A 26,158-nucleotide genomic window follows, 5' to 3' on the forward strand; every position below is an offset into this window, starting at 1 on the left:
GGAAAGAAGGAACGGGGCGTAGTGTGGCGACGTTGTCCCGTCCCGTGGAATGTGCTCTTCAAGGTGTGTGGGGAAATTGGTGGGGGAGACGGAGGCGGAGCGGCTGCGTGCGCTGCACGCGTTGAAGATCTTGGACACACCGCCGGAGAGCACGTTCGACGACTTGGTCCAGCTTGCCTCCGAGATCTGTGAAACGCCGATCGCTCTACTTTCGCTGGTCGACGCCGAACGCCAGTGGTTCAAGTCGGCGGTTGGCTTGGAGGTGAAGGAAACGCCGCGCAGCCTCGCATTCTGTGCGCATGCCATCGAGGGGGAGGGGACCTTCACCGTACCGGATGCCTCGAACGATCCACGTTTCGCGACTAACCCTCTGGTCACCTCCGATCCGTGCATTCGCTTCTACTCGGGTGCGCCCATTCAGGTGCCGCAGGGATCCAAGCTTGGCACCCTGTGCGTGATCGATCGCGTCCCCCGCGAGCTCAACGAGTTCCAGGTGCGCGCGCTCGAGACCCTCGCACGGCAGGTGGAGGCACAGCTGGAGTTGCGCAAGCAGTCGCGCGAGCTGAGGGAGGAGGCGAGCGTCACCGAGCGCATCTTCGGTGACTTGATCGACGCTGCTCAAGACTACGCCATCTACGCGTTGGACGTCGACGGGCGGATATCCATGTGGAATGCTGGCGCGGCGCGTCTCACTGGCTATTCCCAGGCGGACGTGCTGGGCGGTGATTCGAGTCGGTTCTACCCACCTGAAGACGTCGCAGCGGGGCGTCCACTAGAGCTCGTGGAACGAGCGCGCTTGTTAGGCAGAGCCGAGGACGAAGGCTGGCGCGTGCGCAAGGACGGCTCCCGCTTCTGGGCCAACGTGGTGCTCACCGAGCAGCGAAGGGCTTCGGGGCAGCTCGTAGGTTTCGCGAAGATCACTCGGGACCTGACTGAGCGTCGGCGCTTGGAGCAGCAGGTGTTCGAGGCGCAGAAAATGGACGCCATCGGCGTGCTTGCTGGTGGCATAGCCCACGACTTCAACAACATCTTGTCCGTAATCTTGAGCTACAGCGAGCTGCTGCTATCCGAGCTACCGCCTGGCGAAGTGATGGCGGCAGACATCGAAGAGATCCGCGCTGCAGGGAGGCGAGCTCAAGATCTGACTAAGCAGCTCCTCGCGTTCTCGCGCCGCCAGATGCTGAACCCGGTGACGACGGATCTGAATCGCGTGGTCGAGAATACCGCGCGGATGCTGAAGCGGATGGTGGGTGAAGACGTCGAGTTGAGCGTCATTACCGCCCCCGACTTGGGCGTGACCAGCATCGATCCCGCTCAAATCGAACAAGTCGTGATGAACCTCGCGGTGAACGCCCGAGACGCCATGCCGAGAGGGGGGCGCCTAACGCTGGAGACTGCCAACGTCGATCTAAAGGAGCCGTCGCTGCTTGGCGTACCACCTGGCGAATACGTGATGCTCTCGGTATCGGACACGGGCGACGGCATGGACGAAGCGACGCGTGCGCGGGTATTCGAGCCGTTCTTCACGACGAAGGCGACGGGCAAAGGCACGGGGTTGGGCCTGGCGATCGTCTTTGGCATCGTCCGTCAGAGCGGTGGAGACATCGAGATACTGAGTTCGCTGGGCAAAGGCACTACCTTTCGACTCTACTTCCCAATGGTGAGCGGGGAGGCCCAGGAGCACAGGGCGGCTCCTTCGCGGAAACCGCGAGGCGGAACGGAGACGATTCTACTGGTCGAGGATGAAGATGCTGTGCGCAGCGTCTGCCAGACCATCCTTCAGCGCGAGGGTTATCACGTGCTCGCGGCACACTCGGGACCGGATGCCATGCTGATCGCCGAGCAGCACTCTGGCCCCATCCACCTGATCCTCACGGATGTCGTAATGCCCCGCATGAGCGGGCGGGAGCTGGTCGAGAAACTCAATACCGACCGTCCGAACCTCCGGGTGCTCTACATGTCCGGCTACACCACGGACGCCATCCTGCGTCATGGGGTGGAGCGCGCCGGGGTGAATTTTCTGCTCAAGCCGATCACCCCAGACAGCTTGATGAGCAAAGTGCGTGAAGTGCTAGACGCCTAGCTCGCTGGCGCGCATGCGATCGAGCAACGAATGCTCTGACTCCAAAACGCGCCTCGCACTCAGCTGATAGCCTTTCTTGGGAGAACCCTGAGGTGTCCAAGCAAAGCTTCGCCAGAGCGCGAGAGACGCGGGGCCTTCCAAGATCCCTTGCATGCGCCGGCTGAGGTCGACCGCATACGCACAGAGCCCGATTGCTTCGCGGAGGTCAGGATCCTTGAGCCAGCCCTCGAGACTTGCTTCCTCGATATTCAGCTGGTGAGCGTGAGCTAGATCCTTGAGGAAACCCAACTTCAAGCGTTCGGCACGCGCCTTGTCCGCCGGCCCGAGCTTCTTTGTCTTGAGATAGGGCACGTCCACTAGCCAGCTGCATATCGGGCAAAAGCAGTGGGCGTCAGGCGAATACAAGCGCTGGCCGGGGTTGGGGGTGAGGTCGAAGCTGCTCTCCAGATAGGTCGAAAACAGGTTGCTGAAGGCCGCCAGGTGTTCACGCCCTGGCCGGGTGTGAGGCGGGAGGTTCTGATAGTGTTCCACGATCCAGCCGTATGCGGCGTCCTGCATGCTGGCGAACTGGTGCGCAGCCTCCGGGGTGACGAACCCCTTGTCGAACGCGCTGGCCACCCACTTCAAGAGCGCATAGCTCTTGCCCTGAAGCTCGACGGCGAGCTCGATCTCCTGCGCGTTCAACATCTGCCACACCTCCCACTCGCCGCGGAGTCTAGCGTCGCCGAGCAGGCTGTCGAGCCGCTAGCGCCGATTCAGATCCGTGCGGAGTTCCATCAGGAGACGGCCAAGCCAGTTTGCTCCGCTGCCGTCACCGCCGTCTCCCCAGTAGTCATCGTTCTCCGTGTGCTCGACGAGCTTCGCTTCACCGGTGCTCAATAACAGCTCCGCTAGTTCAGGGTGCTGCTCGAACTTGGCCTTCAAGGCGACGCGCATCACACCGATACGCGCGCTGTCCCAGTCGGGGCGAAGCTTCTTCTTTCTGTCGCGCCCGAGGCGCGCTGCGATGTCCGGAGTCTTTGCCTTGCGGATCTCTTCGCGAGCTTTCGTATCCACGAACTTCTGAGCTTGGAAGTAGTGCTCGGTGGTCGGCCAACGTTGCTTGCCGATGCTAATTGGATAGCGCGCGAAGTTTGAGAACTCGCCGTAGTCGTCGCCGACACTGTAGAAATGGATGATCTTGGGCACGGGGACTGACTGCAGTACAGCACTGCCCGGTGGGCGAGTCTACGCGGCGCGACCACGGGTGCCTGGCGGCACCTGGAGCTGCGCCTCACCCCCAAATTCACGGCAGCGTGACGTGACTCGTGGCGCTGAACCGTCGCTGAGCCATGAAGTCAGCCGCCAGATGTAGAGGGCGCAGGCGCTGTTGGCTTGGCCGCTGGCAGCGTCGTGCTGATCGTCGCTTCGCTGAATGTGGGTGGCTTGAAGCCCCGGTAGGTTGTGCCGTTGCGCACCACGCAGCGCTTGAAGTTCAGGTAGGCATCGGCCCCGCTGATGATCACGTTTTGCACGGTGCCCATGCCGTTGACCCGTACGAGCGCGGAAACGCTGACCGCCTGAGGCGAGTTCTCGCCTTCATTGTTTCGCCAGCAGGTGGCCATCAACGCACGGAAGCCGGCTGCTGCGGTTGGAGTTGGGGCGCCTGCTGGCTCGCTCGCTGTGGGGGCTGGTGCGGCGCTCGAGCTGGCTGCTGCGCTCGAGGTCGCTGTGGCGGTGCCTGCCGTGGCTGGCTTGTTGCTCTTCGGCAACGCTGCGCGTGGCGTGCTGGTTGGAGCGACCGCGGACGATTCGCTGGGTGCGGCGGTGGGTTCGACATCCGTCGCTTGAGGCACAGCGCTTGCGGTGCTGACGACGGAAGTGGCTTGACGTTCTTCCCACGGAGCCCACAACCAGAGCCCGCCAACGCCCAAGGCGCCGAGGAGCAGTAGCGCGCCAGCTCCCAAACCACCCACGAGCAACCAAGAGCCGCTGGATTTTTCGGGTTTGGGGGAGAGGGTGTTTCCTGGAGGATTCGCGAGGGGAGAAAAGGTGTTGGGGGAGTCCGTCGCGGGCAGCGTCACGTAAGACGGTGCCGCCGACGGAGTGGAGCCGTTGGGCGGCGTGGGTGCATGCGCCGGAGGCGGCGTGTAGTTCGGAGCCTGCGCCGCAAGGGTCGATTGCTGAGCTGTTGGGCCGTACGCTCTCGGGTCGCTGTTCGCGGTCAGCGTGACATACGCCGCGCCCGAGGGAACCGGCGGTGCCCCCGCGGGGATCGCGCTGGTGCTGGCGAGGAGCGGGAGCACTGCCTGGAGCGCCTGCTGCACGCTAGGGAAGCGCTGGCTTGGGTCACGAGCGATGCAGTGCGCGAACCACTCATCGAATCCGTGGGGTAATGTAAGGCCCAATTGCCAGGCGCGGTCCGAGGCGCGAGGATGAGCCGCGTAGACGACTTCGTCGATCAGCGCTTGGACCTCCGTCGCGGCCCAGAACGACTGCCCTACCAAGCAGTAATAGGCGAGCAACCCAAACGCCCAGATGTCGCACGCCGGGCTCGCGGAGTGGGCGCTGAATTGTTCCGGCGCCATCCATCCTGGAGAGCCGATGGGCGCGGACTGACCGGCGTGGAGCGGACCGCTGTACGGCGCCTGAGCGCTTGCTCCGAGCTGCACGATCCCGAAGTCGAGCAGCTTGACCGTGAAGGGAATGCCTTCGCGGCGCGGATCCGCGATGAAGACATTGGCCGGCTTCAGATCCCGGTGGATCAGCCCGGCAGAGTGCGCTGTAGTGAGGCCGTGGGAGAGCTGGCGTAAGATCTCGGCGACTTCAGCGGGAGGCAGACGACCGAAGTTCTTCACGCGAGCGCGCAGCGTCTCCCCTTCGAGGTACTCCATCGCGAGCCACGGCATGCCCCGCTGGGCATCGATGCCGGCGGCGGCGACTTCGACGACGTGATCCGTTTGGAGGTTCGAGGCGGCACGCGCTTCCAGACTGAAGCGCTCACGGATCCGCGGGTCAGCGACTAGGTGAGGCTGCAATATCTTCAGAGCGCGCTTGCGCCCTGTGCTGCGCTGCAGCGCGAGGTACACCGAACCCATTCCGCCTTCGCCGAGAGGCCGAATGATCTGGAAGTCTTCTGCGAAGACCTGGCCCGCTGCTAGCCCGAGCATCATCCGCTTCTTTCATCACCTCGCGGAGACCGCGGTCCAAACCAGCTAGCATTGCCCTACGGTTCGGTCAATTGGGCTCCCGGCAGCGCGTCGAGGCTGGTAGTTGTTTCCCCATGGTGGACGCGATCGACCGCACCGCGACGGTGGACTTCAGCACTGGGCTGCCTGGCGCCGCACCGGCCGGGAGTGTGCAAGCGAAGTTGGTCGTGCTGAGCGGGGAAGACGAAGGGCGTGAGCTTCCGCTGGTCTCGAAGCTCAGCATCGGCGCCGATCCAGCGTCCGACCTGGCCTTGCGCGATCGCCGCGTGTCGCGAAAGCACGCGGAGATTTGGCTGCGAGACGCGCGAATCGTGCTGCGCGACGTCGGCAGCCGAAACGGCACGTTGGTTGGGCAACACAAGATCAAGGAGCTCGAGCTTCCTCTAGGCGCGGTGATCCGAGTGGGAGACACCTTACTCGGCGTGCACCCCCGCTGGTATACCCGGGAGCTGGCGCCGAGCGCCGCGCGCTGCTTTGGCGAACTGACTGGCGCTTCCCTGCGGATGAGGGAAATCTACTCGGTCCTGGAACGAGTGGCCCCGAGTGACGTGACGGTGCTCGTCGAAGGCGAGAGCGGCACGGGTAAGGAGCTCGCGGCGCGCTCGATTCATGCGGCCTCCCGCCGCAGCGGTAAACCGTATGTCGTGTTCGACTGCGCCGCGGTCCCTCGTGAGCTCGCCGAGAGTGAGTTGTTCGGGCATCGGCGGGGGGCCTTTTCTGGCGCAGTGAGTGACCGAGCCGGTGCGTTCATGCAGGCCAACGGAGGCACCATCTTCCTAGACGAACTGGGCGAGTTGCCTCTCGAGCTGCAGCCCAAGCTCCTGCGGGTGCTCGAGACGGGTGATGTGCGCGCTGTAGGCGACGACAACATGCGGCACTCCGACGTGCGCGTGGTCGCAGCGACGAACCGAGACCTACGTGCGGAAGTGCGGCGTGGTCGGTTCCGGGAGGATTTAATGTACAGGCTGGAGGTGGTGAAGGTGCGCCTGCCGCCACTCCGCGAGCGCGTGGAGGACATCCCAGACATCGTCGAAAAGCTCGTGGGGGAGGAGCTCGCGCACAGCGAAATCGCCGGTGAGAACCTGCAGCGGTTGATGGCTCATGGTTGGCCCGGCAACGTGAGAGAGCTACGCAACGTCTTGGAGCGTGCGATGGTGCTCGCCGCGCAACCCCCGAGCTTCGACAAGTTGGTGTTCAATCTGGGTCCGCTTTCGGCCCAGCCATCGACCCTCGGCAACGCGTTTCCAGGGGTTGCGGCTCCTCTGCCATTCAAGGAAGCGAAGGAGCAGCTGCTCGATAGCTTCGAGCGTGCCTACCTGGATGCGCTACTCGAGCGCCACAAAGGCAACCTGACCCACGCCGCTCAGGCTGCGGGGATCAGCCGCAAACACCTGAGCGAGTTGTGTAAGAAATACGACGTACGCTGAGCCTGCACCTCGAGGTATCAGCAGCGCCTCTAGGGCCAGCACCTCGGGGTGCCATTCCCCTGAATTTGCGGTGTTTTCCGCTGGAACGCCGCTTGCGAAGAGCGGGGTATGCGCCCTGTGAACGCCCTTCGCCTGCTGTGCGCCGTGACCATCGCCCTCGGCCTGGCCGCCCCTTTTGCTCGGGCCAAGAGCCAGGTCGACGTGAGCTACGCCGCGGCGCGCGCCGCCGGCTGCGACGCAGCCGCGCTGGTGAAGTGACAGCGCGCTGGTGAAGTGACAGCGCGCTGGTGAAGTGACAGCGCGCTCGCGAAGTGACAGCGCCAGCTACGTCCCGCAGTGGCACCAGCCCATATTGGAGCTGCGCCCCTCGCGACTACAGGTCGGCGCGTTCGGGCTCCCCCACGCCTCGCACAAGGCCCGCGGACAGTCGCTATCGCTCTCACACAACACGACAGCGTTCGCGCTATCTACCGCCTTGGCGCAGTAGGATCCGAAGAGTCCCGCCTGACAGGTTGCTCCCGCTGGGCAACCCCGTGAGGACGAGCACTCGAAGTCGAAGGCGCGGTCCTCTTCGCTCGTTTGCTCGCAACTGGCTTCGCAGGTGGGCGTGCCGTCGAGCTTGCGCTGGCAGCAAACCGGGGTGCTGCCGCCGCACGGCGTTCCTGCGCAGTCCACTTGGCGCCCCTTGGCTCGGCAGCGGTCACCGGCGCACTCGGTATTTACCGTACGGCAACTCGCGCCGACGCAGGCTTCGTTGAAGTCGCAGGCCAACTCACCGCTGGCAGCCGCTGGGATGCAGGTGAGCAAGGTGCTTCCGCTCGCGATCCACATCGAACAACACACTTCGGCAGCGCCACAGTCAGTCGAGTCGTCGCAGAGGCGGATCTCGGTGAGCGAGAGGTCCTGGACCTGCACCTCCATGCAGCTGTCCGTCGAGGGCAGGTACGCGTATTCCGCGTACTCTGGAGCGGGAGGCGAGGGGCTCGGCCGCGCGGCACACGTGTACTGGTCACTGAAGCCGCAGCAGATCTGCGTTGCGGCGTCGCAGCGCTGCTTACCACACTGAATGCCTGGCGGAGCCGGGGCGCGCGGGGGGGCGCTCGCCGTAGTCGCGGTGGCTGCAGGCTGAGCCGCCCCAACGGTCACGGGTTCTGGCGGGGGCTGCGACGCGCAGGCGGCGCACCAGGGGAGGGCCAATACACACAGCAAGTGAGCGCGACGCATCAGGCGAGACTACCTGCCTAATCGCTCCGAGTGATAGCTTGCCTGGAAGGTCGTCCCGTGTTTCCGTGAGGTTGACCTCCGCGAGGCCCTGCCCTCGGGTCACCGCTGCGCCTGATGATGAAACTCGGTCGAGTTACCTAGTCCCAGAGCTTCACGCCAGCTGCGTGGGGCGCGAGCTCGAGGAGCTTGGCCTGGGCGCGCAGCGCGGCGGCGGACTCGCCGTCACGAGCCAGCTGAATCGCGAGGGCATAGTAGGCCAAGACTTGGAGTAGCGGTTGGCGCTGGTTCTGCGCGCTCGCCTCCAGTTGGGCGAGGCTGTCTGCTGACAGGGAGTCGTTGCAGGCTTCGCACACGGCGACGAACGTTGCGTGAGCCGTCGCGGCCTCCTTTGCTCCCGGAGCGTAACCACTTATTTCCGCGAGGGAACGGGCGCGTCGGGCCAAGCTTAGCGCCGTTGAGGCGTTGTGCTCCCCCAGCAATGTCACGAGGCAGCGCGCGTTCAGCCCCAGGGACTGGATGAGCGGGGCCCGAGACGCCCAGTCCACGCTAGACACGGCCTCCCGAGCGCGCTCAGGGTCGCCGAATATCGCATAGGCGTTCGCGGTCGCCTGGGCGCGGAGCGCATCGCCGTCGCTGAATAGCTTCCAGTTCTCCTGGTCGAGGAGCGCGAGTACCGCTGCCGGCGATGTCTGTTGGAGTGCCTGGCGGTAGGCGACGGCTGCTTTGCGTCGCGGGCTCGTGAAGGACCAATAGAAGAAGCCGACGCTCAACACGAGGCTGCCGACGCTGAGCAGTACCGCGAGCAGTACCGGGTCCAGTTTGAGCGGCGGGCTGTCGGGGAATACGCCACTGACTTCGAGCAGGTAGAGCCCCGCAAAAAGCGGGGGCAGCACCAGCACGACGAGCAGTAGCGACCTCTTGAGCGAGGCCCATGACCACGCGTTGTCCATGATGCGCTCCGCTGCGAGCCGCGCTTCGCGCCGGACGTACCGCTTGTTCTCCTCGTCGTGCACTCACCCCCACCAACAACCGCGCGGCAGCGCGCGTTGGTTCGATGAGGATATCTCGTCCCCTGATGGAGTGCGAGGGGGCCGCTAGTCTGCGCGTTCGAGGACGGTGTCCGCGAAGCGTTCGGCGAAGTCTTCGGGCGTAGCTTGAGCCCCCTGGTCCTCGGCCGCCTTTTGATAGGCAACCCAGTTGAGACGGATGGTCTCCTGGATGTCGGGCTTCCAGCCGAGCTCCCCACGCAGGGTCTCCATCCAGTCGTCGTCGCCGCCCCACATTTCCTGGACCAGAGCGCGCAAGGTGCGCTGCTTCGCCTTGGGCAGCTCTCCAATGGCGGCCAAAGCGAAGTTCTCGAGGAAGACCAGGATCGGTCGGTTGTCGTAGCGGTCGTCGTCGGACATCGGCAGGGGCATACCACAACCGGGAGGGCCAAGCGCGCCCTAGGCCGCTATTTCTATCCGGTACTGGGCGGCTCGACCTGCTGCCGCGGGGAGTTCCGCTAACCTGAGGAACGAATGCACGGGTTATCGTTCGACGCCGCCCGCGCTCCACGGCGCAAGCTGAGGGGAAAGCGAGCTTACTTCGAGCGCGTCCGACGACGTGCCAATGGGCTCGTGATTGCGCCGGGCCCGGGGCAATGGTGGGACCTCTGGCATTACCATGCGGATTGGTGCGGCTGGGGAAACCGAGGGTGGCGTTGGCGCGAGCCGCACCTGCGCGCCCTGTGTCGCGTTTTTGCACGCATTGCTGCCTCCGAAGCGGCCTTCACTACACCCTTCCAGATTTGGATCCTCCTCGACGGCAGTGATGCCGGCCAAGATGCGACCTTTCTGCATACGCCGAACCCGAACGCAGCAAACTTCCCGCTCGCGGCCCAAGGCATTGACTGGAGCGGATCACCGCTCGTGTCCTACTTCAAGGCACAGCTAGCGGGTGATGTGAGGGTAGGCGTGAGTCGGCGAGAGGATGAACCCGGTGCGACGCAAGCGGATCGCCTCCTCCACTGGGTCAGCGTGGCGGGGGTCGGGCTGCCGATCGTCTAGACCGTGCTCTGTTAGGCTTGGAGCGCACACTCACCCCCAAACCTGGGGACTCCACACGCGCTTGCGCTTGCTCGAGTCGCTGGGCCGCTGCTAATCGAGAACGATGGGCGGCAGTTGGCGAATCGTTGGGCTAGCGATGCTCTGCGTGCTGAGCGTTGGGTGTGGGAGTGAGGACGACGCTGGGGAGCAGCAGCCGGTGTTTCCCGAACCGACGGATCCGCTGGGGCCTGGTGCGTTCCAGGTCGGCGTGATTACTTGGACGTTGGAAGATGCGGCTCGGCCCGATGAGCAGGGCAAGCCGCGGTCACTGAAGGTCGAACTCTGGTATCCGGCGACCGATGAGGCGGCTGACTTGCCCCGTGACGAGTACGACCTGCTCAAAGAGGCGCCGCCAGAGATCGCGGCAACGCTGCAAGGCGTTAGCACCACGGCGATTGAGCAAGACGCCGCGCGGGACGCCGAGCTCTTGACCACCTTCGCGCCCTATCCGGTCGTGGTGTTTTCACACGGTAATGGTGGCCTGCGCTTTCAGAACTTCACGCTGTGTGCTCACCTGGCGAGCCACGGCTTCGTGGTGGTCTCGCCGGATCACACCGGGGACACCACTTGGGAAGCCATCAACGGTGGGTTAGGCGTCGCCGAGGTGCTCGAAGCGTTCCCCGAGCGCGCGGCTGACCTGCCATTTGTCGCTGAGCAGTTGGTGGCGACGGAGGGCCCGCTGAAAGGCGCGGCTCAGACCGATAACTGGGCGATGATGGGCCACTCCTTCGGTGCCTCCATGAGCCTGGCGCTGACTGAAGAGCACAATGGGATCGAACCCGACGCACGTTTCCGTGCGGCTGTTCCGATGACGCCAGCGAGTTCCATCTTGCCGCTGTTTGGCTACGGCGTCGAAAAGAGCCGGGTGCCCACGCTGATTTTCGGTGCGAAGCGCGACGGCACCCTCGATTTCGAGAACGAGCAAGTCAGCGCCTACGAGGGGATCCCTACGGATAAGGCCTTCGCCGCCGTGAAGGAGGCTGGGCACTTTTCCTACACGGATTTGTGCCGTCCCGAGCTGCAAGAGCTAGCCCAGGCTTTGGGCGAAGACGTGGGGAACATCCTGGGAGACGGCTGCGGGAGCGACTTCATCGAGCCTGAGTCGATGCTGTCGATTCAGCGCTACCTGGTGACGAGCTTCTTGGAAGCTGAGCTACGCCAGAACATGCAGAGCCGCGCGGCCCTGGCGCCCGCGGCGCTGCCGAGCGAAGTCGCCGAGCCGATGGAGTATCAGACGTCGGGCTTTGAGTAGGCGCCGCGCGCAGAAAACTAGCCGGCAACCACCGGCAACCGCCGCGCGTCGTCTCCGCAAAACGCCAATCCCAGCCCGTCCAGCGCGCTCGTCAGTCCCGCGAAGCTGAATTCTTCGAGCTGACGTCGTGTTTCCGTATAGGAGCACCAGGCGACGCTGCCGTCCCAGCGCATCGAGCAGAAGCGCGGGCTCTTCCCGCAGGCGCCGAGGCAAGTCATCGACTGAAACGGCCCGCCTGCGATGCGAGCCACCTGCTTGGGGGAGGGCGTGTCTTGGCCACGCATGGGTAGGTACACGATGCGCCGATTGTCGATCCCTGCGCGTCGCACCTCGGCAGCAACTTCCTCCGCGATGGCCAGCTGGGAGCGGCGCACCAAGAAGTTGATGCCGCTCGGGATCCCAGCCGCTGCGAGCTGCCGCACCTGGGAGATCACGCGCTCCACTTCCGCGTGGTGATGCGGAAAGTGGATCGAGACATGCACCTTGTTCGGACGTGCACGCACGAGTTGGGAAAACATCGCCTCGTCGAGCAGTGGTAGGCCGTTGGTGGTCAGGGAGCGAAACAGCGTACCCTCGAGCTCACCCAGCACTTGCCACAAGGCTGGCGACTCCAGCGGCTCCCCTCCGCCAAAGGACACCGCCTTCAGCCCGTGCGCTGCGGCATCGCGCACCAACGCCACGATGTCTGCCGCGTGCAGCCGAGTTTGCCCTCCTGGGCCGCTCTCGCTGTAGCAGAACCAGCAGCCCTTGGAGCACTGCTGACTGAGTTCGATGGACAGCCGCTCGATGGACAGCCGCTCGATGGACAGCCGCTCTTCAGCTAGCGCAGCCATAGGTAAATCAGCACGCCGATGAAGAGCAGCCCGAGCAACGCGAGGCGTGTCTTGGCCTTCTCTAGCTCTGGATCCTTGCGGCGTGCGTGGCGTTCGAGGATCTCCGCGTCCCTTCGCTCCTGTTCCGCGAGGTAATCGGCAGAGTAGCGCAGCGGGAGGTCACCCCAGGTCTGCGCTTCGTCGTCGCTGAGGTGATCCGCGAGGTGCACTTGTTCGCTCTTGGAGAAGTCTACGGGCAGCCTGAGTCGCGACAGCGCCGCAGTGAGCTGCTTCAGCTTGGGCGCGAGCTCGAGTGGGGCCGCTGGAGCGCGCTGCAGCGTGTAGAGGCCCGGATCTTCCCCGTGGTCGCGGGTGAAGTGATACAGCCCGTCGTCTCCCTCGTTGCCGCTAAACAGCTCGTAAGTATCTCGCAGGTCGAGGGTCCAGCGGACGCCTTCGGTACTTCGTAGCCGCTCGACTTCATCGACGCTCAGTTCCCCTTCGCTCAAGAACAGAAACGGTGCGTCGTCCTTGATCGCGATGAAGCGGAGGCCTTCCAGGGCTTCCTGCGCTTCGTCTTCGTCCTCGACGTCGAGCAGCACCAGCGTGCGTCCCGCGCTGGGCGCCGGGCGCCAGTCTCCCATCGGATCGTCCCCGGCCTTCAAGGCGTGGGCGATGCGCAGCACGCTGAGTTCGTCTTCGTTGAAGTTCGGATCCACCGGCGCGAAGCCAAACGCCGCGTCGTTCGGCAGCGCTCCGTCTTCACCGGTATCGAACACCCCGACGTGCCCCTGCTCGTCCACGGCGTACCACTGGGTGTCCATGCTGTGCGCGGCAGGAAAGTCCTCCAAAAGGCTCGCGTCCCCCGCAGATTTCAAGGCGCCCTTCATCGCTGTCGCAGCCTGCCGGATTTTCGGGGGTGAGGGTAGCGTCGCGTGGCGCTCTGAGCCGCATCCAAACTCCGGCCGATTGCGGCGAAACCGTGCACCTTTGCCCGACGCAGCGCGCGCTCCAGGCTGCGCTAATGAGCAGATCGGATTTCGACGTGGTGATTGTCGGTGGGGGGCCGGCGGGGCTCTCAGCAGCGCTGATCCTGGGGCGCGCGCGGCGGCGGGTGTTGCTGTGTGAAGCCGGGACACCGCGCAATGCACGAGCCCACGCCGTCCAAGGCTTCGTCACTCGCGATGGCACGCCACCGGCCGAGCTGCGTCGCATCGGGCGGGAGCAGCTAGCGCCGTACACGTCGGTCGAAGTTCGAGATGCGCGTGTGGACTCACTCCAAGGTGAAGCGGACGCGTTCCACGTGAAGGTTGGCTCCGAGAGCGTTACCGCGCGGAGAATCATTTTCTGCGTTGGCATGCGTGACGACCTCCTCGACTTGCCTGGCTACGCCGAGCTTTGGGGAGACGGGATATTTCAGTGCCCCTACTGTCACGGTTGGGAGGTGCGGGACCGGAGCCTCGGATACCTGGCGCCAAGCGCAGATGCGCTCCCTTGGACTGCCATGCTCTTGGGTTGGTCATCCGACGTGACGGTGTTCACGGGTGGTGCGTTCGAAGTCAGGCCGGACGTCGCGCAAACCCTGGAGAGTCAGGGGATCCGGGTGGAAAAAAGAACGCTGAGTCGCCTGGTCTCCGCCGACGACGAACCACGACTTGTCGCCGTGGAGTTCTCCGACGGCCAGCGCTCCGCGTGCGACGCGCTTTTCTCGCACCCGCCTCAACGCCAAACAGAATTGGTCAAGCAGGCTGATTTGCCGCTCGACGAATCGGGCTTCGTTCGAGTGGACGCGCAGCAGCAGACGTTGCGGCCGGGGATCTACGCGGCGGGTGACCTGACGACGATGCGTCAAGGCGCGCTGCTGGCAGCGGCGGCCGGCGCAACGGCGGCCTACGCGTTGAATCACGAGCTGATGCTGCTCTAGCCCAGTGTGTTGCGACTTGCGCGCCAGGCGTTGGGGGTCTGGCCGCTGTGATGCCTACGGAACATGCGGATGAAGCTAGTCGGGTCGCTGTAGCCGACACGTTCGGCGATCACCTCGACCATCTCGTCGGAGTGGAGCAGTCGGCGCCGGGCCTCTGCCATGCGGCCGAGCACGATCCACTGATGGGCGCTGCGCCCGGTTTGCTTGCGCAGTAGGGTAGTGATGTGCGTCGGAGTGCGGCGCACCTGCTCGGCCAGTTCGAGTAGCGTGAAGGGGCCCAGGCAGCGCTGCTCGATCAAGCGCAGGCACTGGGCGGTGAGTGACTCAGGAAGGGGCTCGGCGGCGGACGCTGCTTGAGCGACCTCGTCCAAGATCAGCGTCAATAAACTACGCTGCGCGGCCGTCGCTCCCGCATCAATCCTCGAGGAAACACGCTCCAGCTCGCGACACAGGAGCTCGTAGTGCGCCTGGCGTTCCGCTGGGAGCCGTACGATGGGGGAGCCTCCGCTCCGCACCCGCTGAAATGGCTCGAGCAAGCTTGCGTTGTTTTCGTCTACGAAGCAGCTCACGCAGAAGCCGACGCCGTAGAGCTCGGAGTCGATCGCTTCGAGGGTGCGATGGGGTTGCCCCGCCGGGACGAGCAGCACTTCTCCCGGTTCTAGGTTCCACTCGCTTTGCTGCTCGACCTTGGCGCGGCCGCTTAGCTTCAAGCCGAGCACGGCGTGGTCGTGAGTCACGAGCTCGCTGTTCGGGATGGTGCACTGCCAGCGCCAGCGCGCCGCGAAGACGGAGCTCTTACGGGCGGCGGAGTCGTCTTGCTTCATTGCCGGAGAGTTATAGCGGAGACCATGAGGCGACGCCCGTGGCGGTGCCGCCTCCCCCCCAAACAAAAGCACGAGCCTACTCGGGGCAGTTGAGCCCGACGCAGGTGTTGAACGCAGTGACCTGCTCGAACGTGGCCGTGAAGGTCGAGCCATCTGGGCAGGTGATGGTCGCGCTTTCGGTCGCCTGCTCTGCGACGTACGTGAGTGTGTCGCTGCCCTTGGTGGCGGTGATGTTGCCGCCGTCGACCTGGATGCCGATGCACGGCTCCGTGTCGGTTGGGCCGTACATACCAGGCGTGGTTCCCTGTGGATCATACCTCGAGCCGTCGCTCCACGACGTCGTGCCGTTGTCGGAGCTGCAGGTGCCGCTCAAGTCGGGTGCCCAACACCCCATGAGGAACGTCTCGATGCAGCTACCGAACATCGGATTCTGGGCGTCTTCACACGCCGCTGTGCCGGCGCTGCCGCCAACGCCGCCGCTGTCGCCAATGCCGCCGCTGCCCGTCCCGCCTGAGCCCCCGCCACTGCCGCCCGCGCCAGCGCCAGCGGTCCCTCCGCCACCGCCATCGTCATCGGAAGAACACCCAGTCGCAGCCACCAAGAGCGCAACCCCGATCCAAGCCATGTGTGAGTTCATCATGGCTCGAGCCTAGGCAAGAACAGTGCCCACGGGCTGAGAAGCCCGAACACGTAACAATTCAAGCTCTTCCGCCATGGCTCTCCCTGGCGTGGCTATTTCCGTGTGGTGATTCTGGCTCCGACGCTGGCGTGGTGTTGCGAGACAGATACACCAAAGTGTGAGTTGCTCACCGCGACGGCTGTGCCATTAAGAGCCCGCGATGAGGGGCAACGCGCACAAAGTCGTGCTTACCGGGCTCTTGGCGTTGAGCTGCGATCCGCTGATTGTCGAAGCCGCTCGGCCATTTCCACCCAACGCCGGTCCAAGCTATGTGCCGGGGAAACCGGCCTCCACCAGGCTCGAGCGCGAGGCGGATGTTTGCGCCAATCGCGCCGAGGGCACGCCGTGCAAGGGGCAGGAAGGTGTGTTCTCCGACTACTCGATCTGCCACGAACACGTGTGCATCGAGTCGCGCTGCGGAGATGGCGTGGTCGATCGACGCAAGGGTGAGTTTTGCGACGCTGGAGACGATGCGGGAGCTTGCGGTCCTGGGTGTTCCAGGGGCTGTTCCGCCGACGCGGACTGTGCCGACCCCAGCGCTTGCAACGGAGTCGAACGGTGTATCGACGGCGCTTGCGCGAATGGCGAACGCGTCACCTGTGACGACGCGGATCCAGAGACCGTCGACATTTGCTTGGACGACACTGGGGCGTGTCTCCATGACAGCGCCAAGGGGCCGTTTCGCTTCTAGCGCGATCTGTGCTTGTTAATTTCCTTGGGGAATGTGCCTGGGAGAGTCGGATGTCCCGGCCTTTGGCAAGTGCTTTCTTGAGGGGGGGAGGTTGCCCTGGGGAAATCGGTCTGATTTGCGGCGGGTTGGGGCTATTTGGCTGGCAGGCGATAATCTGTCTGCGGAAGTGCCACGAAGAGCGCGATGGCTTTCACGAAGCTGGAGGCGCTTGCGGTGTTGGCACTCGCAAGCGGGCTCTTGGTAGGCGGATGTGGGTCTGACGGTGAAGGCGGGGGCACAGGAGGTTCGGGTGGCACGGCAGGCACTAGCGGTTCAGGGGGAAGCTCTGGGGGCGGAAGCGCAGGCGCAAGCGGAGCCGCTAGTGGAGGGACCGCCGGCGCTCCAACTGGCGGCGCTGGCGGCGACGGTGCCTCGGGAGCCGCTGGATCTGCGGGCGCGCCGGGTGGAACTGGCGGCGCTGGAGGCGCGGGCGGAGCGCCCAGCGGAGGCACCAGCGGCACTGCCGGAAGCGCAACTGGGGGCGCGGCAGGTACCGGGGGGCCGCCGGCTTGCCTCGGGAGTGCGACGCCGTGTGCTTCCCTCGGCGTAACCCAGTGCACCCTCGCGGACGGTTGCAGCGCCAAGAATCCAGCGTGCTCGGGCACTCCGGATAGCTGCAGTTCGCACAACTCTGCTAGCGCTTGTGCGCAAGCGGGATGCAGTTGGAGTGGCTCTTGTAGCGGCACCCCCAACGCTTGCGACACCTATGTCGCCCAGCCGTTGTGTGCCGGAGCCGGCTGTACCTTCGACGCGAGCCTGTGCGGTGGCACGGCGATGGCGTGCGATCAGATCACCACGCAGAACGCCTGTGATGGCCAACCTGGCTGCAGTTGGCAGTAGGTCAGAGCGTTCTCAGACTTGCTTGTGGAGATACCGCCCGCCGCGATAGGCAAACACGTACACCAACGCGAACAGCACGTTGGTGAGCACCAGGACTTGCCACAGGGAAATCTGCGTCTTGCCGTGAACGTACACCGCGAGGATGCTCAGTGGGAGCTGGATCAGCCCGACCACGCTGCCGTCGATGAGCAAGGTGAAGCGCGTCGCCCCGGCGCCCTGGATGGCTGACCCCAAGACCACGCCGACCCCGAAGAGCACGTAGCTCGGTGCCACCCAGCGCAGGTAGGCCATCGCCTGGCTCACGACCACCGGAGAGTCATCGAAGAACCGCACGACGCTCTCGCCCGCTTGCCAGTAGATGAGCGCCAGCGCCGCCATGGTGAGGGCGTTGTATAGAGCGGTCACGTAGCCGCTGTGCTTTGCCCGTAGGCTCTGGCCGGCGCCCAGGTTCGTGCCCATGAAGGTCTGGCTTGCGGAGCCCCAACCAAGGCTCATGAACAGCGCCATCGTTTCTAGGCGGAAAACGATGCCAAGGGCCGTGGTCGCCGTGGGGTCTTCGGCGGTGGTGAAGGCGCGGTTCACCAGCGACTGGGTCGCGAGCATCGCCAAGATGCGCACCACGAGCTGCGCGCTGCTTGGCCAGCCGAGATCCAAGATGCGCCCCATCAGGCGAAAGTCGGGGCGGCTCCGCCACTCCCGCTTGAACAACCCGAAGCGGCGGATCAGCAGATAGATGAGGGGCAACAGCGTTACCGCGCGACAGATCACCGTTGACCAGATCGCACCCATCAACTCCATGCGAGGAATGCCAAGGGCCTCCGCGACCGGCGGTCCCCAGCTGAAGACGTCCGGCGCTTTGCCTGGGCCGTACACCATCAAGATGCTCAAGAAGAAGTTGAGCACGTTCGCGCCAAGCAAGAACGCGATGGGCATCTTCGAGCTACCGAGCGCGCGTGGCAGCGCCGTGAGGTGCAGCAGGAAGAACATGGTGAAGCTCCCGCCGATCCCCACCCGCACGTAGTTCGTGCCAAGGCGTGCGACTTCGCCTTTGGCGCCGACCACATCCACCATCAGCGTCTCAGCGCCGAACACCCCGATCACCAAGAACAACAAGGCGAGCGCGCCCATCACCAGCACGGACTGCCATGCGACGTGGCGGCTCCCCTGCTCGTCGCCTTCGCCCTGACGACGGCTCATCAACGCGACGGTCGCGATGCTCAGGCCGTAGCTGATGATCGAGCCCAGCGCTGTGAGCAAGTCGCAGATCCCCAGGGCACCGAGCGCGGGACCAGCGACCTCGTCTTCCAAGCGCGAGATCACGTACGCGTCGACGAGGTTGAACGTGGTTTGGAGCCCCATGCCGAGGCCGAGCGGCGCGCCGAAGCGCAGCACCTGCCACCACAGATTGCCGGCGAGGATGCGCTTGCGTGCGCGGTCGTCGAGCTCTGGCTCGATGCTCACTTCCTCTGTAGCCGGCGCGCTCATGGTTCTTGCTAGCGGTTCTAGTCTCGAGCCTCGCGACGCTTCGTCTTCGCTTTGGCCCCTTGCGCCTGTTTGCCATCGGCGCCAGTGCGCTCAAAGCAGCTATCTGGAACGCGAAGCTCCTTGCGTAACGCTTCGGTGGCGACAACGAAACCGCCGGTAACAGGGTCGTTGTAGCCGCTCGTCGCGCTCACTTCGTCGCCGAGGCGTTCGACGTAGAACTCGCTGATGCGGCCCATCAAGAGCTCTCGCAGGTACTTGCCGAGCATCGATGCCAGCATCACCAAGCGATGCTTGGCGTCGACGTCCATCATGAAGTGCAGCTGTCCTACCCCAGGGAAATGATAACCAGCGTGGGCTCGCTTCTGCGCGAGCACCGCGTGCAGCTGTCCTGAGAGCGGACCGAAGAAGCGCGAGTAGTCGCCGATGCCGCCCACCTTGCCGCAAACCGCATGAATGTCTTGCCCTGCGGATTCGCGAAACGCCAGCACGAGCTCCTCCATGGCGTGGAGGTTCCTGACGAAACGGTTCACCCCGGCGGCCTTGGCGACGTTCAAACGTTGGGTGCAGATCACGCTGCTCTTCGCCCCGACGATGCGGATGCCGTCTAGCTCGAGCTTGTCGAGGTGCTTGCGCGTGCGGTCGACCAGCTCATCGGGTGCCGTGAACGCCTCATGGGCGGATGCCCAGCAGTGCCCTTCGAGTCCCTTGGGACACGGCGCTTGAAGCTCGGGGAATGACTCCAGCGCAAGGGCGGCCACCAGATCCTGAGGACGGGTTGGGGGGGAGGGGGCGAGTCGCTCCACGACGGCGCGCGCCCAGGCTTCACCCAAGGCGATGCTGCCATGCTTGAGCAGGCGCTTGCTATCATCGAGGTCGCGGGCGAGTTGACCTCGGGGGCGCCGTGTGAGGCGCGGCAGACCGGCTTCGGTAACCTCAGCCATCACGCCGCTGACGAGCAGCGGGCCCAGGCGGGCGCCGAGACCGTTTTCGTCTACTCCGATCTGAAAACGCTGTGGGGGAGCGAGGGGCGCGCTGGGTTCTGGGAGGTTGGCTTTTGACATGGGGTGGGGGAGTCGTCGCCCGGCTTCTCGAACCAGCCTCGCCGCGACAACGAAGCGTTGCGCTGGGCGTGCTTTTCTCGGGGCGCACGGCGTCTTAAGTTCTTCATTCCCGAATGCCAAGCTTCCCCTTGTTCAGCCGCCGAGACTGGCTCGCCAGCGTTGGCGCTAGCGCGCTTTCCGCTTCGATTTTCGGCTGTGGAAGGGACGCGAGCATCGGAACCCGGAAGGAGCCTCAAGCCATGTCCACCTCGAACCAGAGCTCGACCGTCCATTCTGGGGCCCGTATGCCGTCGATCTTCGTGGGCCATGGGGCGCCGCTGCTCGCCGTGGACGCCGAGAAGGGTGCGCCGTTGGTCGAGTGGGGGACGGTGTTGGCTCGCGAGTTCAAGACGCCCCGGGCGGTGCTCAGTATCTCGGCGCACTGGACGACTGCTGGGGACACGCTTTCGCTCGGGCCGCTCACGCCGCAGCCCCTGATCTACGATTTTTCAGGTTTCCCTGAGGAATTGTATCGAGTCAAATACCCGGCGCCCGGCGGTGAGGTCATCTCGAAGGAAGTCTCCGCGTGTCTCGCCAAGCTGCCGGGTGTGTCCGTGAAAGAGACGGAGCGCGGCTTGGACCATGGCACCTGGACACCGCTGGTGCATCTGTGGCCGAAAGCCGACGTCCCGATCTTGCAGCTCTCGCTGCCAATGAGTTGGAGCGGCAAGCGCTGGTTCGAACTCGGGCAAGCCTTGGCGCCGTTGCGCGACGCAGGTGTGCTCATCATGGGCAGCGGCAATGTCACCCACAACCTACGCAAGGTTGACTGGCGGCCGAACGCAGAGGTGCCTCAGTGGGCAGCGGAGTTCGACAGCTGGCTCGAACAGAACCTGACGCGTTTCCATGCGGATGAGCTGATGGACTACAAGCAGCGCGCGCCCGCGCTGGCTACGAACCACCCGACTGAGGAGCACTGGGCGCCGCTGGTGGTCGTCGCTGGAGCAGCCGGCCAGGGACCCAAGGTCAGCTACCCTGTGAGTGGGTGGGAGTTTGGTTCGCTTTCGCGGCGCTCCGTGCAGTTCTCCTAGCAGGATGCTGAAAAGCTCCGCTTTTCAGCATCCTGCGTGCTTATCCGCGCGGATCTTCGAACCACGCTCTCCCAAAACCCCATAAAAGTGAGGGTTTTGCGAGAGCGTGATCTGGTCGAGTTGTGCGCGGGCACGGTTGTTGTTGTTTGGCAGGGTGTTTTTCAACACCCTGCTAGCAGCTTCCCGAGCGCTACTTGGCAAAGCGGGCGAGCCGCTTGACCACGTCGCACGCTTGGGCGAATCCGCTGCCATCTGGACAGAGCTCCTTCATCACCGTGTACGCGCGAGCCGGGTCCGACTTCTCGAGCAGCTTGCCGAACTCGAGGCACGGCGCGGGTGACTCCTTGGAGCAATCCGCTTCGAAGCTCTGAATTGCCTTGGCACCTGCAACGTCTCGGACCAAATCGCAGTACTGGAAGTTGCCTCCTTTGCAGCCGGCGCGGGCGAGCTTCAGCGCCTGCTCTGGGTCGCGGGGCTTCAGAAGTTTGATCTGTGCCTGACAGGCGGCGGGTGCCTTCGCCTGACAGGCTTGTTCGTAGAGTTCGAGGGCGCGGTCCAGGTTTTTGGGAGTGCCTTCGCCGCGCTCGTAGAGCTCAGCGAGTCCGATACAGCTGCTGGTATCCGAGTAGCGACAACCGCGCCCGAGCCACACCAGCGCCTGCTGAGGTTGCGCCTTGACCAGCTTCCCTTCGCGGAAGAGCCGCGCGATTCGCGCACAGCTCACGAACTCTTCCGGCTTCTCGAGGGGACACGCTTTGTCGAAGTAGGTCGCGGCCAGCGCCAAATTCGCTCCGACCAGATCGCCGGTTTGATATGCCTCACCGAGCTCGTAGCACGCGGTGAGATCTCGCAAGGAACACGCGCGATCCAGGTACGCGAAGCTCAGTCCGACGTCCTTGGTGAGGGTGGTTCCGCGCTGCCTGAGATCCGCCAGTTGCCAGCACGCGCCGGAGTCGTTGGCCAGACATACGCGCTCGAGCACGGCTTCCCCTGCGCGGATCCCTTCGGGAGTTGGCTTGCTGCCATCGGGAGGCTCGAAGTAGCTGGATACGAGGCCCATGCAGCTGTCTCGACCACCGAGACGACAGCCGCGCTCCAGGAGCTTGCGTCCCTTGTCGATGTCAAGCGTTTCCTTGTGGTAAAAGTACTTGCCGGCAGCCATGCGGCACGAGGGGGCGTAGTCCAGATCGCAGGCACGTTGTATCGCCGCTTCCCGCTCCTCATTCGGTCCCTTCGTCCAGTAGAGCCGGTCGCACGCCTGCCCGATGCCTTGGTCGCAGGCCTTTACATACAGCGGCCGGTAGGTAGCGCGCTTTGCGTCGTGGTCCTCGACGATCTGATCCCAGCTGCGAGGCGCCTCACCTTCGCGCTTCTCGCGCTTCGCCCACGCGTAGTGCTCCCGCTCGAGCTGCACCGCCAAGTTGTAACAACTGCCCGCGTTGCCCGCGTCGCATTGCTTGCGGCATTCGTCCGCGCTCGCACCGGCCTTGCATAGAAAGGGAGCAGAGGCGTCTTGAGTGCACTTGCTTCCTACCCGTCGGAATCCAACCGGACACAGATCGTCGAGCGCACCCGCAGCGCTCTTCTCCGGCGCCTTCTTTGCATCTCTGAGCGGCACGCCCTCTTGGATTGGAACCAAGTGCAGGCGGACAGGTACCGAGCAACCGTCAGGAGGTGCGGAGGCGTCCACACTCGAACGTCGACACGCGTCGAGGTCGCCATCCTTCGCGGCCGCGTCGCGTTGACTCGCGGAGGCCGCGTTGCCGGCCACACCAAATACTTCTGCGGCGACCTTGGCTTCACCTTGGGCAGAGGTCTGCATCGCGAAGGCACCCAAGGTGCTGCCTTGAACGAAGTGGGTCGCTCCGTCGCAGCTGCCTTTGAGTTCGGGTCTCCCCACGGCATCGAACAACGAGCGACGCGTCCCCACTTGAATCAGCGCGAGCTGGAGCGAGCTGCCCTGAGCGAGTCGGCCTGAGAGGCTCGCGGCGCCGAACGGCAGGTTCGCGCCGAGCTCCACTTGGTCCTTCAGTGTCACGACGTCTTCTTTGCGGTTCACTCCTGCGAACTCGTAGTCACCCGACAGCTTGCAGCTCTCGAGCACTCGCAGTTCGCGACAGTCGTGGGCAACGATGCCGATCCCGCGCTGCATTGCGGACTCCAACGCCACGCGCGTGGCCGACGGTAGGTCGACCACCAAGGGACTCAGCTCAGCCCGCGGGTCGCAGGGGATGCTGCTCTCGGATTCGAGTGCGTGGGCTGCGGTCGGCGCATTGGGACGGGTGGCGTCCCCGACCTGGGTCGGTGTGCAAGACCAGCCGAGAGCGACGAACGGAAGACAGTGGAGAAGTCGCATAGCAAATACCGCGGCGTAGGATACGCGAGATGTGTAGGCCGTGGTGGTTCACTGTTCGCTGAGGCTGAATCCTTGAGGAAATCAAGTGGGGAACGCTGCGGGACGAGGTGCCGCCCGTCGGATACGGATAGCGGTTCAGGCTGTGGTGGGCGATAGAGCCCGGTGTGGCTAAGCCCCTCATAAGTCGACCGGCCGCGAAGCCGTGTTTTGCCGACCTTTTCCTACGTTTGCCCTCCCAGATGATAACCCCTTGAAGCTTCGTCCACCCACGCGCCCATCGCAGCTTGGCTCGATCCTTGGTGGCCAAAAGCCCTCAGGCTTCGGCTAGGCTCAGCGGTATGAAGCTTGCCAAGGCGAGCGCGGGGGTAGGAGATTGATGATGATGTCGAGAAGCAACTGCTCCGGTAACCTGACCAAAACCATCGCCGCTACGGCGGTCGCTGCCGCGGTGCTAGCGCTGCCGAACCTGGCGTCCGCGGAGTCGGTGATCAAGCGCCCGGGAGCGCATCCGGACTACTCTTTCGAACTCGAACCCCACCTCGTCTTTCAGTGGGACAACCGCTGGGGCAGCGACGACGGCCTCGGGCCGGGTGTGCGCTTCAACATCCCGTTCTTGGACAACGGTCCCATCTCCAAGATCAACAACAACATGGCGATCGGCGTGGGCCTGGACCTGACCCTCGGCAGCAACGACTGCCGCTGGTACTACGGTGGGCGGGGCGTCCCGTGGGACAACCGCAACGACTGCAACGTCACCGAAGTTTGGCTGCCCGTCGTACTACAGTGGAACTTTTTCCTTACGGATATTATCAGTGTGTTCGGTGAGCCGGGCCTCGGCTTCGTTCACCGCAGCTACGACTGGGAGTTCTACTGCAACGGCGCCAACGGGCAGATCTGTGAGTTCGACGACACGAAGAACGAACTCGAGTTCGTGTTCTGGGGCGGTGCGCGCTTCCAGTTCAGCGACATGGTCGGCTTGACCGTGCGACTCGGTACGCCCTACGTCTCCGTCGGCGCGAACTTCCTGTTCTGAGGTCCATGCGACGTTGGTGCTCACCGCTGCTGCTCGCTGCCGTGCTTGGCGGTGCGGGCAGCTGTGGCGGTCGCTCAACGGAACCCAGCACCGGAACTGGCGGAACAGCGGGTGCTGGTGGCAGCGGGGGCGGCGGCACCAGCGTTTGCGAGTTGCCCGCCGAAGGTGGCATGTGCAACGCGTACTTCCCACGCTGGTGGTTCAACGCGGAAACGCAGCGCTGCGAACCGTTCGTGTGGGGAGGTTGCGGCGGCAACGGGAACAACTTTGAGTCCGCCGAGGCGTGCGTGAGCGGTTGTGCGCCTGGGAGCGTCAGTGACGTGTGCCAGGTGGTCGGCTGCCCAGAGGGTGATGTGTGCGTCTACTTCAGCGAGCAAGCGGGCTGTGGCACGCCTTGCGTCGAAGGCAACGGCTGCCCAAACGGCACCCACTGCAGCTGTGGTTCGAGCTGCCCCGGCTGCGACGACTGCGGCCTCGTGTGTCGCTCCACCTGAGCGGTTCTCGCGCGTGATTGAGAAGTTTCAACCCTCAAGGAAATTTGTGATTGTTCGCGCCTCCCGGGCGCGAAATTGGCGCGCTGCTCACGGGTGATCTGACGCCAAAGCGTGTGGTGAACGGTCGCTTGGCTTCTCTCGCAGCCTGCCGAGGAATAGACTCCTCGGGTCTTTGACCCCTTAAGGAGACTCCCCCAATGACCCGAATCGGCTTGACCTGCCTGTGCTTTCCCCTCGTCGTGGCCTGCGGTGGCGCGACGGACATCGACTACCAGGGCCCTGACGGCGGCGAAGCCGGTGGCGCTGGTGGGAGCGGCGGCAGCGTAGCCAACGGCGGCACTGGTGCTGAAGGGGGCTCGACGACGGTCGGCGGTTCCGGCGGTGCAGTCAACGGCGGGAGTGCCGGGGATGCTGGCGCTGGCAACGCGGGGGCTGGCGCTCAAGGCGGCAGTGCCGGAACGGCAGGCACTGGCCAGGGTGGTGGGGGCAACGGTGGTGTCGCTGGCACCGGTCAGGGCGGAAGCGGCGGTAGCACGATGATTATGTGCAACGACGCGGGCGACTGTCCGCCTGCGCCTGGCGGCTTGCCGGTGCAAATCGACGCGTGCTGCACCCCTCAAGGCACGTGCGGTGTGAGCTCCAGCTTCATCGGCGGAGGGCAGTGCATCGAAGGCGGTCAACCTGGAACGCCGAGCAACGAGTGCATGGGCTTCAGCCAGGGCGGCTTCACCCTGGACGGCTGCTGCAAGCCCGACGGCACTTGCGGCATCCTCGACACCTTCCTTGGTCTTGGCTGCGTCGACCCCTCGCAGTTTGGTGCACCCGGCGGCGGTGGCACCTGCACGCCCTGAGCGCCAAGCCCTCTGGGGATAAATCCGCGCGGAACTGACCTGGGGTGGGGACCAGCTGGACCCGCTACAGCGCGAGGCTGCCGCCAATAACCAGTGCGAGGCTTGTCTGGATCACATATCCGTCTCGCAGGTAAGACTCCCCATTCGAGAACCGCCGCAGGCCAAACGCGCCTTCCAGCGCCAAGGTCAACGTGGTGAGTTGGCGGTCGGCCTGCCAGCTGACCACCGGGGCGGCGTGCACTTCCGTGCCCACTCCGAAGAGCGTCGAGTCACCGAGATCTCCAACCCGTGGTTCCCAGTTGATGGTGGGACCGAGTCCTAGGTAGACCCCCGCCTTGCTCCGCGGTCGCTCGAAGGTAGGACTGCGATACTCGAGGTCGATCGGATACCAGCTGAGTCGCGCCTCGAGGAGGATGCTGTTCAAGGTGCGTTCGCCCTGGAGTGTCGCGGAGTAGCCGGCTCCCATGCCGAGCTCGAAGCGCGGACTGAAGTCGATGCCGAACAGCATCCTGCCACCGACTAGCCACGGCGTTTGGTTGCGGTCACCCGAGTCGGGATAGAAGCCATCCTCGCCGCCCGCGCGCACCGAAACCAGCGGACTCGTCAGCGTCTCGAGGTGGAGCCGCGTGTGGAGCCCGCTTGGTAAGGGTCCCGGCGCTGGAATGAATACCGCTGCCGGAATCAACACGGAGGCGAGTAGCAGCTGCGGCATTGGCTACGGATAGCACGCCGACTGCA

At 64.5% G+C, this 26,158-nt stretch carries 26 protein-coding genes; 12 read left to right on the forward strand and 14 right to left on the reverse strand.

The window, feature by feature from the left end:
- Window positions 1–67: 67 nt before the first annotated feature.
- Window positions 68–2,083 (forward strand): response regulator, encoded by a 2,016-nt coding sequence (locus tag H6718_28745; GenBank protein ID MCB9589436.1) that lies wholly within the window; start codon window positions 68–70, stop codon window positions 2,081–2,083.
- Here H6718_28745 and H6718_28750 read toward each other — a convergent pair.
- The 3 genes from H6718_28750 to H6718_28760 all read right to left on the reverse strand — a co-directional run bounded on the left by H6718_28750 (window position 2,072) and on the right by H6718_28760 (window position 5,232).
- Window positions 2,072–2,770, reverse strand: coding sequence for a hypothetical protein (locus tag H6718_28750; GenBank protein ID MCB9589437.1), 699 nt, complete (start codon window positions 2,768–2,770; stop codon window positions 2,072–2,074). The two genes, H6718_28745 and H6718_28750, sit on opposite strands and share 12 nt — an antisense overlap.
- 57 nt (window positions 2,771–2,827) lie before the next feature.
- Complete coding sequence (locus H6718_28755; GenBank protein ID MCB9589438.1) at window positions 2,828–3,271, reverse strand: NADAR family protein; 444 nt, start codon at window positions 3,269–3,271, stop codon at window positions 2,828–2,830.
- Between the two features lie 149 nt (window positions 3,272–3,420).
- A complete protein-coding gene (locus H6718_28760; protein ID MCB9589439.1) occupies window positions 3,421–5,232 on the reverse strand; it encodes a serine/threonine protein kinase in 1,812 nt (603 codons plus the stop codon).
- A 113-nt stretch (window positions 5,233–5,345) separates the two neighbouring features.
- On the opposite strand from H6718_28760, the gene H6718_28765 reads away from it, so the two are divergent.
- Window positions 5,346–6,698: a sigma 54-dependent Fis family transcriptional regulator gene (locus H6718_28765; protein ID MCB9589440.1), complete on the forward strand. Its 1,353-nt coding sequence runs from the start codon at window positions 5,346–5,348 to the stop codon at window positions 6,696–6,698.
- A 108-nt stretch (window positions 6,699–6,806) separates the two neighbouring features.
- Window positions 6,807–6,956, forward strand: coding sequence for a hypothetical protein (locus tag H6718_28770; protein MCB9589441.1), 150 nt, complete (start codon window positions 6,807–6,809; stop codon window positions 6,954–6,956).
- 66 nt (window positions 6,957–7,022) lie between these two features.
- On the opposite strand, the gene H6718_28775 is transcribed toward H6718_28770, so the two are convergent.
- The 3 genes from H6718_28775 to H6718_28785 all read right to left on the reverse strand — a co-directional run bounded on the left by H6718_28775 (window position 7,023) and on the right by H6718_28785 (window position 9,328).
- On the reverse strand, window positions 7,023–7,922 hold the full coding sequence (locus H6718_28775) for a hypothetical protein (GenBank protein ID MCB9589442.1): 900 nt from the start codon (window positions 7,920–7,922) through the stop codon (window positions 7,023–7,025).
- 137 nt (window positions 7,923–8,059) lie between these two features.
- Complete coding sequence (locus H6718_28780; GenBank protein MCB9589443.1) at window positions 8,060–8,935, reverse strand: hypothetical protein; 876 nt, start codon at window positions 8,933–8,935, stop codon at window positions 8,060–8,062.
- Window positions 8,936–9,016: 81 nt separating this feature from the next.
- On the reverse strand, window positions 9,017–9,328 hold the full coding sequence (locus H6718_28785; protein MCB9589444.1) for a hypothetical protein: 312 nt from the start codon (window positions 9,326–9,328) through the stop codon (window positions 9,017–9,019).
- 114 nt (window positions 9,329–9,442) lie between these two features.
- Here H6718_28785 and H6718_28790 point away from each other — a divergent pair, with 114 nt between their 5' ends.
- Both H6718_28790 and H6718_28795 read left to right on the forward strand, forming a co-directional pair.
- A complete protein-coding gene (locus tag H6718_28790; protein ID MCB9589445.1) occupies window positions 9,443–9,970 on the forward strand; it encodes a hypothetical protein in 528 nt (175 codons plus the stop codon).
- A gap of 103 nt (window positions 9,971–10,073) precedes the next feature.
- On the forward strand, window positions 10,074–11,261 hold the full coding sequence (locus tag H6718_28795; GenBank protein MCB9589446.1) for a hypothetical protein: 1,188 nt from the start codon (window positions 10,074–10,076) through the stop codon (window positions 11,259–11,261).
- A gap of 17 nt (window positions 11,262–11,278) precedes the next feature.
- Here the strand turns inward: H6718_28795 and H6718_28800 are convergent, their stop codons facing one another.
- Window positions 11,279–12,055 carry a radical SAM protein gene (locus H6718_28800; protein ID MCB9589447.1) on the reverse strand — a complete coding sequence of 259 codons (777 nt, stop codon included), beginning with the start codon at window positions 12,053–12,055 and terminating at the stop codon, window positions 11,279–11,281.
- 26 nt (window positions 12,056–12,081) lie between these two features.
- Window positions 12,082–12,963, reverse strand: a complete 882-nt coding sequence (locus H6718_28805; protein MCB9589448.1) for a hypothetical protein — start codon at window positions 12,961–12,963, stop codon at window positions 12,082–12,084.
- Window positions 12,964–13,097: 134 nt separating this feature from the next.
- On the opposite strand from H6718_28805, the gene H6718_28810 reads away from it, so the two are divergent.
- Entirely contained in the window at window positions 13,098–13,997 is a 900-nt protein-coding gene (locus tag H6718_28810; protein MCB9589449.1) for an NAD(P)/FAD-dependent oxidoreductase, read from the forward strand.
- Here the strand turns inward: H6718_28810 and H6718_28815 are convergent.
- Together H6718_28815 and H6718_28820 are read right to left on the reverse strand one after the other, a co-directional pair.
- Window positions 13,994–14,821, reverse strand: coding sequence for a helix-turn-helix transcriptional regulator (locus tag H6718_28815; GenBank protein ID MCB9589450.1), 828 nt, complete (start codon window positions 14,819–14,821; stop codon window positions 13,994–13,996). The genes H6718_28810 and H6718_28815 overlap by 4 nt on opposite strands.
- Window positions 14,822–14,897: 76 nt before the next feature.
- A complete protein-coding gene (locus H6718_28820; protein MCB9589451.1) occupies window positions 14,898–15,461 on the reverse strand; it encodes a hypothetical protein in 564 nt (187 codons plus the stop codon).
- A 199-nt stretch (window positions 15,462–15,660) separates the two neighbouring features.
- Between H6718_28820 and H6718_28825 the strand changes: the two genes are divergently transcribed.
- Window positions 15,661–16,191: a hypothetical protein gene (locus H6718_28825; GenBank protein ID MCB9589452.1), complete on the forward strand. Its 531-nt coding sequence runs from the start codon at window positions 15,661–15,663 to the stop codon at window positions 16,189–16,191.
- A 183-nt stretch (window positions 16,192–16,374) separates the two neighbouring features.
- Window positions 16,375–17,070 (forward strand): hypothetical protein, encoded by a 696-nt coding sequence (locus H6718_28830; protein ID MCB9589453.1) that lies wholly within the window; start codon window positions 16,375–16,377, stop codon window positions 17,068–17,070.
- Window positions 17,071–17,082: 12 nt separating this feature from the next.
- Here H6718_28830 and H6718_28835 read toward each other — a convergent pair whose 3' ends face one another.
- Window positions 17,083–18,555 carry an MATE family efflux transporter gene (locus tag H6718_28835; GenBank protein MCB9589454.1) on the reverse strand — a complete coding sequence of 491 codons (1,473 nt, stop codon included), beginning with the start codon at window positions 18,553–18,555 and terminating at the stop codon, window positions 17,083–17,085.
- Window positions 18,556–18,572: 17 nt separating this feature from the next.
- Window positions 18,573–19,616: a hypothetical protein gene (locus H6718_28840; GenBank protein ID MCB9589455.1), complete on the reverse strand. Its 1,044-nt coding sequence runs from the start codon at window positions 19,614–19,616 to the stop codon at window positions 18,573–18,575.
- 239 nt (window positions 19,617–19,855) lie between these two features.
- Here H6718_28840 and H6718_28845 point away from each other — a divergent pair, with 239 nt between their 5' ends.
- Complete coding sequence (locus H6718_28845) at window positions 19,856–20,686, forward strand: dioxygenase (protein ID MCB9589456.1); 831 nt, start codon at window positions 19,856–19,858, stop codon at window positions 20,684–20,686.
- Between the two features lie 190 nt (window positions 20,687–20,876).
- On the opposite strand, the gene H6718_28850 is transcribed toward H6718_28845, so the two are convergent.
- Window positions 20,877–23,042 carry a sel1 repeat family protein gene (locus H6718_28850; protein ID MCB9589457.1) on the reverse strand — a complete coding sequence of 722 codons (2,166 nt, stop codon included), beginning with the start codon at window positions 23,040–23,042 and terminating at the stop codon, window positions 20,877–20,879.
- 379 nt (window positions 23,043–23,421) lie between these two features.
- On the opposite strand from H6718_28850, the gene H6718_28855 reads away from it, so the two are divergent.
- From H6718_28855 to H6718_28865, 3 genes are all read left to right on the forward strand, one after another.
- Entirely contained in the window at window positions 23,422–24,075 is a 654-nt protein-coding gene (locus H6718_28855; GenBank protein ID MCB9589458.1) for a hypothetical protein, read from the forward strand.
- 5 nt (window positions 24,076–24,080) lie between these two features.
- Window positions 24,081–24,569, forward strand: coding sequence for a hypothetical protein (locus H6718_28860; GenBank protein ID MCB9589459.1), 489 nt, complete (start codon window positions 24,081–24,083; stop codon window positions 24,567–24,569).
- Between the two features lie 197 nt (window positions 24,570–24,766).
- Entirely contained in the window at window positions 24,767–25,420 is a 654-nt protein-coding gene (locus H6718_28865) for a hypothetical protein (protein MCB9589460.1), read from the forward strand.
- Between the two features lie 64 nt (window positions 25,421–25,484).
- Here the strand turns inward: H6718_28865 and H6718_28870 are convergent, their stop codons facing one another.
- A complete protein-coding gene (locus H6718_28870) occupies window positions 25,485–26,132 on the reverse strand; it encodes a hypothetical protein (protein ID MCB9589461.1) in 648 nt (215 codons plus the stop codon).
- Between the last annotated feature and the right edge of the window lie 26 nt (window positions 26,133–26,158).

This window comes from Polyangiaceae bacterium (genome assembly GCA_020633205.1).
In the GTDB taxonomy this organism is placed as follows: domain Bacteria; phylum Myxococcota_A; class Polyangia; order Polyangiales; family Polyangiaceae; genus JAHBVY01.